The organism is Tepidimonas sp. (genome assembly GCF_036824975.1).
GTDB lineage: Bacteria > Pseudomonadota > Gammaproteobacteria > Burkholderiales > Burkholderiaceae_C > Tepidimonas.
The window spans coordinates 1-10188 of the sequence record NZ_DAISZC010000072.1 but is presented as its reverse complement, the minus strand read 5'-3'; the positions used below and the strand labels follow the sequence as shown (position 1 = coordinate 10188).

At 68.5% G+C, this 10188-nt stretch carries 6 protein-coding genes and 1 pseudogene; 5 read left to right on the top strand and 2 right to left on the bottom strand.

Annotated elements, in window-relative coordinates:
- Window positions 1-9 precede the first annotated feature (9 nt).
- The 5 genes from V7Z54_RS08415 to rpoD all read left to right on the top strand — a co-directional run bounded on the left by V7Z54_RS08415 (window position 10) and on the right by rpoD (window position 9131).
- Entirely contained in the window at window positions 10-165 is a 156-nt protein-coding gene (locus V7Z54_RS08415; RefSeq protein WP_334135806.1) for a diguanylate cyclase domain-containing protein, read from the top strand.
- 173 nt (window positions 166-338) lie between these two features.
- Window positions 339-1259, top strand: a complete 921-nt coding sequence (locus V7Z54_RS08410; protein ID WP_334135804.1) for an ABC transporter substrate-binding protein — start codon at window positions 339-341, stop codon at window positions 1257-1259.
- Window positions 1256-4009: an EAL domain-containing protein gene (locus tag V7Z54_RS08405; protein WP_334135802.1), complete on the top strand. Its 2754-nt coding sequence runs from the start codon at window positions 1256-1258 to the stop codon at window positions 4007-4009. The genes V7Z54_RS08410 and V7Z54_RS08405 overlap by 4 nt, the downstream gene beginning before the upstream one ends.
- Before the next feature lie 257 nt (window positions 4010-4266).
- Window positions 4267-6411 (top strand): DNA primase, encoded by a 2145-nt coding sequence (locus V7Z54_RS08400; protein WP_334135800.1) that lies wholly within the window; start codon window positions 4267-4269, stop codon window positions 6409-6411.
- Window positions 6412-6764: 353 nt separating this feature from the next.
- On the top strand, window positions 6765-9131 hold the full coding sequence (gene rpoD / locus V7Z54_RS08395) for an RNA polymerase sigma factor RpoD (protein WP_334135797.1): 2367 nt from the start codon (window positions 6765-6767) through the stop codon (window positions 9129-9131).
- A gap of 250 nt (window positions 9132-9381) precedes the next feature.
- Here rpoD and V7Z54_RS08390 read toward each other — a convergent pair whose 3' ends face one another.
- Window positions 9382-9711 (bottom strand): hypothetical protein, encoded by a 330-nt coding sequence (locus V7Z54_RS08390; RefSeq protein WP_334135807.1) that lies wholly within the window; start codon window positions 9709-9711, stop codon window positions 9382-9384.
- 9 nt (window positions 9712-9720) lie between these two features.
- Window positions 9721-10054 (bottom strand): annotated as a pseudogene (locus V7Z54_RS08385) (amidohydrolase family protein); the annotation flags it as partial.
- Window positions 10055-10188 lie beyond the last annotated feature (134 nt).

The window sequence follows — 10188 nt, the reverse complement described above, 5'->3', positions numbered from 1 at the left end:
AGCGCGCACCTGTTTCTGCACGGGGAACAGCAGCGGCTCATCACGTTTAGCGCCGGGGTCACCGAGATGCTGACCGACGAGCCGGTGCAGGCCGCCATCGCGCGCGCCGACGCCGCCATGTACCGCGCCAAGCGCGCCGGTAAAAACCGGGTCATGGTGGGATGAGCGCATCTGGGTGCACCAACATGGGTCGCGGTGCCGCTTGCTCATCCTCCCATCCGCCCCCGACTGCGGATGCCAGCGCGTACGCGTCGCACCTGTCACGCCGCCAGTGGCTGCGCCGCTGCGCGGCCTGCGCCCTGGGCACCGTGGTTGCCACCAGCGGCAGCGCAATCGCCTTGACGGGCTGCCGCGGTGAGCAGGACACACTGACCGTCGCCTGGCACCCGTGGCCGGGCTACGCACCGCTGCAGTTAGCCCATAGCCTGGGCTGGTGGGCAGACCAGCCGTTGCGGCGCCTCGCCACCGGCTCGGCCAGCGAAAACCTGGCGCTGCTGCGCGACGGACGCGCCCAGGCTGCCGCGCTGACGCTGGACGAAGTGCTGGGCGCGCACGCCACCGGGCTGGCATTACGGGTGGTGGGGGTGCTCGATGTTTCCGAAGGGGCCGACGTGGTGCTCAGCCGCCCCGAGCGCAGCACGCCGGGCCAGTGGCGGGGTGTGCGCCTGGGTCATGAAGCCGGTGCCGTGGGCGAGCTGATGGCGAGCGCGTGGCTGGCCGCCGTCGGCCTGCGCCATGACGAGGTGCGTATGATCTACGCAACAGTCGACCAGCACGAGGCGATTTGGATGCGCGGTGATGTGGATGTGCTGGTCACCTTCGAACCGGTGGCCACGCGGCTGCAGCAGCGCGGCGCGGTGCGCATCTTCGACAGCCGTATGTTGGCACGCGACACGGCCATCGTGGACGTGCTGGCGGCGCACCCCAGGGCGCTGCGAGCGCACGCTGCGGCCGGCCGGACGCTGCTGCGGCAGTGTTTTGCGGCGCAGCGTCACCTGCACGCGCTGCCGGTGGATAGCGCCTACCGTCTGGCCCCCTGGCTTGACTTGCCGCGCGAGACGCTATGGACGGCGTTTCGCGGGCTGCGCCTGGCCGATTGGGCCGACAATCGCGACTGGCTGGTCGGCCCGCCCCCACGCCTGCCAGACGTGGCCTCTGCCCTGACGCGCGTCATGCACGCCAACGGCCTGTTGCCCGCAGCCGAAGTACCACAGGGCCTGATGGCGACCGACTGGCTACCGCTGGAGGTCCCCGCATGAAGCGGCGTGCCTTGCTCACCGCCCTTGCCGTCGTCTTGGCCAACGGTGGCATGGGACTCGCCCAGTCCGCGCCGGCCCACGCGCACCAGCGCCTACGCATGGGCGTGCTGGCGTCTCGCCCCCTGCCCGCCGAGCGTGCCGACTGGGCGCCGGTGTTCGACGCGCTGCAGGCTGCACTGCCGCAATGGCAGCTGTACTGGGAATTGCTCGACTATCCCGACATGGACCGCGCCGTGCGCGCGCGCAATATCGACGTCGTCATCACCAACCCCGGCCATTACGTGGCCCTGCACCATCAAGAAGGGTTGAGTGTGCCGCTGGCCACCGTGCGGCGGCGCGTCGGCGCCCAGGTGGTGACTGCCCTCGGTGGGGTGGCCGTAGTGCGCGCCGACAGTCCCATCCGGCATTGGGCCGACCTGCGCGGGCGTCGGGTGGCGGCGGTGCACGCCGAATCGCTGGGCGGGCTGGCGCTGCAGCGCGGCGAGATGCTGCGCGTCGGTGTCGCGCCCGATGACGTCCATTGGCTCTTCACCGGGATGCCGCACCGCGCCGTGTTGCAAGCCGTGCTCGACGGCAAAGCCGACGCCGGCTTTGTGCGCGACGGCGTGCTGGAAGCGGCGCTGGCCGACGGCACCGTGGCGCCGGGCGCCCTACGGGTGCTGATGCCGCAAAACGTGCCCGGCTACCCGTTGGCGGTGAGCACGCCGCTGTACCCGGAGTGGCCGGTGGCGGTGCTGCCCTCCGTGCCCCCAGCGGCCCACGTGGCGCTGGTGCGGGCGTTGCTGTCGCTGGATGCCGACGGCCCCCTGCCCGGGGGTATCGCCGGCTTTGCGCCACCCCAGCCCTACGGCGCGGTCGAAGCGCTGCTGCGCACGCTGCGCATGGCACCGTTCGGGGTGCCCACGCTCACGTGGCAAGAAAACCTGCAACGCAACGCCGTCCCCCTGGCGACAACGGCAGCCGTGGTGGCCACCTTGACAAGCTGGTTGGCCTGGACGCTGCACCAGCGCCGGCGGCTGCGCGCCGCACTGCGCGACAAATCGGCCTTGCTCGATGAGGTCGCCATCCTGGCCAAGACCTTCGACAGCGCGCAGGGGATCGTGATCTGCGACACCGACGGACGCATCATCCGCGTCAACCGCACCTTCACGGCGATCACCGGTTACGGTGCCGAGGAAGCGCTGGGCCACACCCCCGGCGAGCTGCTGCGCTCTGGCCGCCACGGGCCCGATTTCTACCGCGCCATGTGGCAGGCGCTGCGCACCCACGGCCACTGGGAAGGCGAAATCTGGAACCGGCGCAAAAACGGTGAGGTCTACGCCGAATGGCTGGCCATCAGCGCCCTCACCGACGCCGTGGGAAAAGTTCGTCACTATGTGGCGATCTTCAGCGACATCACTTGGCACAAACAGGCCGAAGCCCAGATCGAGCAGCTGGCCTTCTTCGACCCACTCACCGGATTGGCCAACCGCCGTCTGCTGATGGACCGGCTGGAGCAGGCGGTGCGGCAGGCACGGCGCGAAGATCGCTGGGGCGCGGTACTGTTGGTGGACTTGGACCGCTTCAAGGGCATCAACGACACCGCGGGGCATGACGCCGGCGACGCCGTACTGCGCGAAGTCGCGCGCCGACTGCAGACGGTGTTGCGCGACCAGGACACCGCAGGCCGCCTGGGCGGCGACGAATTTCTGGTGCTGTTGCCGGCGGTGCACGAGCACCGCGATGCGGCGGCGCTGGCCGCTCGGACGGTCGCCGACAAGTTGGTGGACGCGCTGCAGGCGCCCATCGCCCTGGACGCCAACACCCGCGTCGGCCTGACCGCCAGCATCGGCATCGCGCTTTACGGGGATCGTGGTGAGGCATCCGCCGGCGCGGATCTGCTCAAAGCCGCCGACTTGGCGATGTACTCCGTCAAGCAGGCCGGCCGCAACGGCGTGGCCTTTTTCGACCCCGACATGGAAGCCGCCGTGCGCCAGCGCCACTCGCTGCAACAGGCCCTGGCCGATGCCATCCGTGATGGCGCGCTGCAGCTGTACCTACAGCCTCAGGTCGACCGTCGCGGCCACATCGTCGGCGCCGAGGCGCTGCTGCGCTGGCCACGCGCCGACGGGTCGTTGGTATCACCGGGCGAATTCATTCCGCTGGCCGAGGAAACCGGTCTGATCCTACCGCTGGGGGCATGGGTCATCGACCGCGCCTGTGCCACGCTGGCGCGCTGGCAGCACCAGACCCGTTTAGTGCCGCTGCGGTTGGCGATCAACCTCAGCCCGCGCCAGTTTCGCGAGCCTGACCTGGTCGATCACGTGGCCGACGCCCTGCGCCGCCACGCAGTCGCCCCGGCGCATCTGGAACTCGAAATCACCGAATCGGTTTTTCTGGGCGATCTGGAGGCCGCGCGCCGGACGCTGCAACGCCTCAAAGCCTTGGGCATCACGCTGGCGCTGGACGATTTTGGCACCGGATTTTCATCGCTGGCCTATTTGACCGAACTGCCCTTTGACGTCATCAAAATCGACCAGCGTTTCGTGGCGCGCCTGCCGCAGCACCGGCGTGCCGACGAAGCCGTTGTCACCACCATCATCGCGCTGGGGCATAAACTGGGCATACAGATATTGGCCGAAGGCGTGGAAACGGAAGAACAAGCGCGCTACCTGGTGGCCCACGGCTGTCACCTGCTGCAGGGCTACCACTTCGGCCAACCCATGCCCATCGAACCGTTCGAGCAGCACATCACCCAGATCGCACCCTGAGCCCCCCACGCGCCGCAACAAGCTGTCCATCGGCATCCCGACCTTCGCCCCGACCCGTGAAGACGGCGCTGACTGCGATGGCGACCAAGCGCCGCCGGCGTTCAAGCTCGCCACCCAAGGCACGCACGGCTGCCTCTGACGCCCGCGGCGCTTTGGCACTAGCCGCTTTCTGGACACGCTGGCTGAGCAGGCCTTCGCACCGTGGCCTGAGCAGCCGCGTCTGCGGTTGAAGCGCGCCTTCGCGCACAATCGCAACCGTGGCTATCCCTCCGTCGTTTTTGCAGGAGCTGCTGGCGCGCACCGACCTGGTGGAACTGGTCGGGCGCTATGTGCCGCTGCGCAGGAGTGGGGCCAACCACCTGGGCCTGTGTCCCTTCCACGCCGAGAAGTCGCCCTCCTTCACCGTCAGCCCGTCCAAGCAGTTCTACCATTGCTTCGGCTGCGGCGCGCACGGCAATGCCATCGATTTTCTGATCCAGCACCTGGGCCTGTCTTTCCCCGACGCGGTGCGCGAGCTGGCACAGCAGGCGGGGCTGACCGTGCCCGAGGACGACGCCAGCCCGGCCGAGCGCGCGCGTGCCGCCGCCCAGCGCCAACGCCAGGCCAGCCTGACCGAGGTGCTGGCCCAGGCCGCACGCGCGTACCAGGCCCAGCTCAAGGCCAGCCCGCGCGCCATCGACTACCTCAAAAGCCGTGGACTGACCGGCGCCATCGCCAAGACCTACGGACTGGGCTACGCGCCGCCGGGCTGGCGCTTCCTGTCCACCGTATTCGGCGACTACCAGGACCAGCGGTTGGTGGAGGCCGGATTGGTGATTGCCGAGTCGCCGCCCGACACCGAAAGCCACCCCGCGCCCCCTGGGGACTCGACTGCCAGACAGGGCCCGTCGGCCACCGCGACGACCAGTGCCCGCACGAACGGGTCGGCGCAAACGGTCAACCCCACCGCGGGCAGCCGACAGCCCGCGGCCCGGCGACACGACCGTTTCCGCGACCGCATCATGTTCCCTATTCGCAACGTCAAGGGCGAGTGCATCGGCTTTGGCGGCCGGGTGCTCGACAGCGGCGAACCGAAGTACCTGAATTCCCCGGAAACCCCAGTATTCCGCAAGGGGGAGGAGCTGTATGGGCTGTTCGAGGCGCGCGCCGCCATCCGTCAGCACGGCTACGTGCTGGTGACCGAAGGCTACATGGACGTGGTGGCGCTGGCGCAGCTGGGTTTTGGCAACGCGGTGGCCACGCTGGGCACCGCCTGCACCCCCGAACACGTGCGTAAGCTGTTTCGCCACTGCGACGCGGTGGTATTTGCCTTCGACGGTGACGCCGCCGGTCGGCGCGCCGCCCGCCGCGCGCTGGAAGCAGCGCTGCCGCACGCCACCGACACGCGCAGCATCCGCTTTCTGTTCCTGCCCCCGGAACACGACCCGGACAGTTTCATCCGCGCGCACGGTGCCGAAGCCTTTGCCGCGGCCGTGCAGGCGGCCCTGCCGCTGAGCCGCTACCTGCTGGACGTGGCCGCCGACGGCTGCGACCTGGATACGCCCGAGGGGCGCGCGCGCCTGAGCGCGCAGGCCCAGCCGCTGTGGGACGCGATGCCCGACGGTGCGCTGAAGCGTCAGCTGTTGCAGGAACTGGCCGACCGCATCGGACTGGAGGTTCGCGACCTGCAGACGTTGTGGCGCCAGCGTCTGCGCCGCCCCACTGCCCTGATGCCGCCGACAGCGCCGCACCCCGGCACACTGCCGTCAGCCGACCACGCCCGCTGCCAGCGCCCGTCGCGTGCCGCCTCGGTACCGGAGCGCACAGCGGCCAGCGCCAGCCATCCAGGCCCCTCTTTCGCCGGCGGTGTGCGGCGTCCGCCTGCTGAGGGGGGCACCGCGCTGCCCGTGGCAGACGCGGCGGCCAGCGGCCTGTTGCCAGCCTTGCGGCGCGCGCGCCGCGGCCTGCTCGAACGGTCCGACCGCATCGCGCGCATCGTGCTGGGCAGCCCCGAAGCGTGGCAGTGGCTCACCCCCGACGATCACGCCCTGCTGGCCGCCGAGCCACCGCCCTACGGCCCGCTGTTTGCGTGGCTGGAGCGCCAGTGGCTGGAACACGGCGCCCTACCCTGGGCGGCGCTGCGCGAGGCGCTGCGCGGCGAGCCGTTCGAGGCACTGGCGCTGGCCCTGCACGACAGCAGTGTGGCGCTGCAGCACACCGCCGATGACGAGGCTTTGCCCCCAAACCCGGATGACCTGCGACAGGAACTGCGTGAACTGCTGCGGCGCCTGCGTGTGGAGCAGCTCAAGCAGCAGGAACGCTGGCTGATCGAACGCGCGGCCAGCGATCCGGCGGCGCTGGCCCGGTACCGGGATGTGGTCGAGGAGCGCCGCCGTTTGCAAAATGGCGAGGACGTGCGATAATGCGAAGTTCGCAAGTGCGACAGCAGTACCTCCGGATAAGGCCACTTGGACCGCGTCAGCCATGATCGTCTGGCTGCACCGCGCAAGCAGCGGAACGACACCCCGCCGGCCAGGATGCACGCGCATCCGCCCCGCAAGGACTGCACACCCCATGATCGCCCTCCCCGCTTGCGAAGCGGCTGCCGCGCCCCCATATCGGGCAGCGGTGGCGTTGGCCCGGGTCACGGCCACCGTCGCGCGCCCCGTCGTTGCGGGTGGGCGCGCCGTTTGCCGTCACCCGGCGCCGTGTGCCGTGTCGTACCTGTCTTTCCGTCATCGTCTGGCCCGGCCCTGCCGGGTGGAGTGTGTGAACCGTGAGCACCCGTTCGAAAAAGTCCGCCCCCACCACCGCTGAAACCGAGGCCACCGGCGCGCCCGCGGCGCCACCCGCGCCCCCCGCCGCCCGCAAACGCAACGCCCCCGCCCGTACCCGCGCGGCGGCCGATGAGGCCACCCGCCCCGAACCGGCAACCGAGCCCGCTGCCGATACAGCCCCGTCAGGCGGGACGGCAAACAACGCCAGCACGCCGAAGGCACGCAGGGCCAGCGCCGCTGGCAAGGCCGGCAAGGGCACCAAAGCCGCAACGGCAGCTGCAAAGGGCAGCGCCAAGCGCGGGCGCAAAGCCGCACCGAGCAGCGACGACGATGTCTTTGCCGACGCCGACCTGGGTGAACTGGACGAGGAACTGGTCGAAGACGACCTGGAGGCGGTGGCCGACGAGGTGGAGGCTACTGAAGCCACCGAGGCCGTGCCGACTGAGAAGGCCAAGCCGCTGCGCATGAAGCTCAGCAAGGCCAAGGAACGCGCCCTGATGAAGGAGTTCGGCCTGGACGACACGGTGCTGACCGAGGAAGAGGCCAAACTGCGCCGCGAAAAACTCAAGCAGCTGATCAAGCTGGGCAAGACGCGCGGCTATCTGACGCACGCCGAAATCAACGACCACCTGCCCGACAAACTGGTCGAGCAGGAGACGCTGGAGGTCGTGATCTCGCTGCTCAACGACATGGGCGTGGCGGTGTACGAACAGGCCCCCGACGCCGAGACGCTGCTGCTGACCGGCGCGCCGACCGCGGTCACCACCGAAGAGGAGGCCGAGGAGGAGGCCGAGGCGGCGCTATCCACCGTGGACAGCGAGTTCGGCCGCACCACCGACCCGGTGCGCATGTACATGCGCGAAATGGGCACGGTGGAGCTGCTCACGCGCGAAGGCGAAATCGAAATCGCCAAGCGCATCGAACGCGGCCTGCACGACATGATGCAGGCGATCTCCGAGTCGCCGGCCATCATTCACGACCTGCTCGTCATGGCCGACGAGATCCGTGATGACAAGGTGGTCATCTCCAGCGTCGTCGACGGCTTTGCCGATGCCGACGAGGCTGACGATTACGTGGCCGAGGAGGACTTCGACGACTACGAGGACGACGACGACGGCAAGGGCGGCTCCAAGGCGCTGACGCGCAAGATGGAGGAACTCAAGCGCGAGGCACTCAGCCGTTTCGACGCCATCCGCACCCAGTTCGATGAGCTGCGGCGGGTCTACGAAGCCGAGGGCTGGGGCACGCCGCGCTACCAGGCGGTGCAGCGCGCCATCACCGAACGGCTGATGACGATCCGCTTTACCGCCAAGACGATCGAAACCTTGTGCGACAAGGTGCGCCAGCAGGTGGAGACGGTGCGCAAGATCGAGCGCGAACTGCGCCGCATCATCGTTGACAAGTGCGGCATGCCGCAGGAGAAGTTCGCCGCCGAATTCCCGCCCAATCTGCTCAATTTGCAGTGGGTGCAGCGGCAGGCCGCGGCCGGCAAGCCGTGGAGCGCGGTGCTGGGCCGCAACATCCCAGCCATCCACGAGTTGCAGCAAAAGCTCATCGACCTGCAGGCACAGGTGGTGGTGCCGCTGGAGCAGCTCAAGGCCATCCACAAGCGCATGAATGACGGTGAGGCCATGTCGCGCGACGCCAAGCGCGAGATGATCGAGGCCAACCTGCGGCTGGTGATCTCCATCGCCAAGAAGTACACCAACCGGGGGCTGCAGTTCCTGGACCTCATCCAGGAGGGCAACATCGGTCTGATGAAGGCGGTGGACAAGTTCGAATACCGCCGCGGCTACAAGTTCTCGACCTATGCCACCTGGTGGATCCGGCAGGCCATCACGCGCTCGATCGCCGACCAGGCGCGCACCATCCGCATCCCGGTGCACATGATCGAGACCATCAACAAGATGAACCGCATCTCGCGCCAGCACCTGCAAGAGTTCGGCGTGGAGCCCGACGCCTCTATTCTGGCCGAGAAGATGGACATGCCCGAGGACAAGATCCGCAAGATCATGAAAATCGCCAAAGAGCCGATCTCGATGGAGACGCCGATTGGCGATGACGACGACTCGCACCTGGGCGACTTCATCGAGGACACCAGCAACGTGGCGCCGGTGGACGCGGCCATGCAGGCCGGCCTGCGCGAAGTGGTCAAGGAAATTCTGGACACCTTGACGCCGCGCGAAGCCAAGGTGCTGCGCATGCGCTACGGCATCGAAATGTCCACCGACCACACGTTGGAGGAAGTGGGCAAGCAGTTCGACGTCACGCGCGAGCGCATCCGCCAGATCGAGGCCAAGGCGATCCGCAAGCTCAAGCACCCGAGCCGCTCGGAGAAGCTGCGCAGCTTCTTGGACAATCTGTAACGGTACGGCAATGCATCATCTGCGATGCATACCGATCGTCCTTTATGAAGCAACATCGGCGCGCCGCGCCGTGCTTGAACGCCCGCGGCCGCTTCCTGAGTTCGGCATTCACCGAGAGCCCGGCGTAGGTGGCACCGGGCACCTTCCGTCGTCACGGCATTCGCCTGCCAAGCGCGCCTGGCGTGTCAGCACTACCACGTGATCGCGTTGCGGGCGTAAACGCGCGGCCGCTTTCGGTCATGCGTGCATCTTAGGCCGACGCAAGGGCTGCACTGCTGCGGGCGATGCCTGGGCGGTGCAGGTCCTCAGCCCGCAACCGCTGGATGTGGGCGTGTTCGAGATCGGCCGCATCGAGCCGGAAGCGCCGCACCACCTCCGAGAGCTGCCGCGCTTGGTCGCTCATGGCGGTGGCCGATGCAGCACTTTGCTCCACCAAAGCGGCATTCTGCTGGGTCATCTGGTCGAGCTGCCCCAACGCCGCGTTGATTTGCGCCACCCCGTCGGCCTGTTCGGCCGCCGCTGACGCCATGGCCTGGATGATGTCGCGCACGCGCACCACCTGTTCGACGATGGCCTGCATGACATCGCCGGCGCGATGCACCGTCGCCACCCCGCGCGCCCGGCCACCGATGGCCTGACAGCGTCCACCAGCGCGCGGTTGTCGGCGCCGAGGCAGGTGGCCTGCACGATGACGTTGCGCGCAAAGCCTACGTGGTCGCGCAGCGCAAAGAGTTGTTCTTTGCTGGCGTCACAGGGGGTGTATTGCGCTCGGGCGCATAGAGGAAGCGCTCAACCGGACCGAAGACGTGGCCGTGCGCATCCACCGCGCCAGCCGGCAAGCGAAACTGCGGCCGGCTCGGACCGTCGTACCCGTCAAGCCATCCGGGGGTTTTGGCAACGCCGCCCGGGTTGGGTTTGGACATGGTGCGCTCCTTTTATCGATGTAGCGCCGGCCGGCCTTGGCCAGCGCTTCGCGCATACCTTACAGGTCCAGCCCCAGCTCGCCGCCGCAGCCTGGCGCTCGCGCTTGGCCCCTTCGTTGGCCTTGCGCTTGCGG

What these genes read in the sequence shown, in the direction of transcription:
- V7Z54_RS08390 (WP_334135807.1), bottom strand. Translation starts at nt 9,711, where the DNA reads ATGCAGGCCATCGTCGAACAGGTGGTGCGCGTGCGCGACATCATCCAG.
- V7Z54_RS08405 (WP_334135802.1), top strand. Translation starts at nt 1,256, where the DNA reads ATGAAGCGGCGTGCCTTGCTCACCGCCCTTGCCGTCGTCTTGGCCAAC.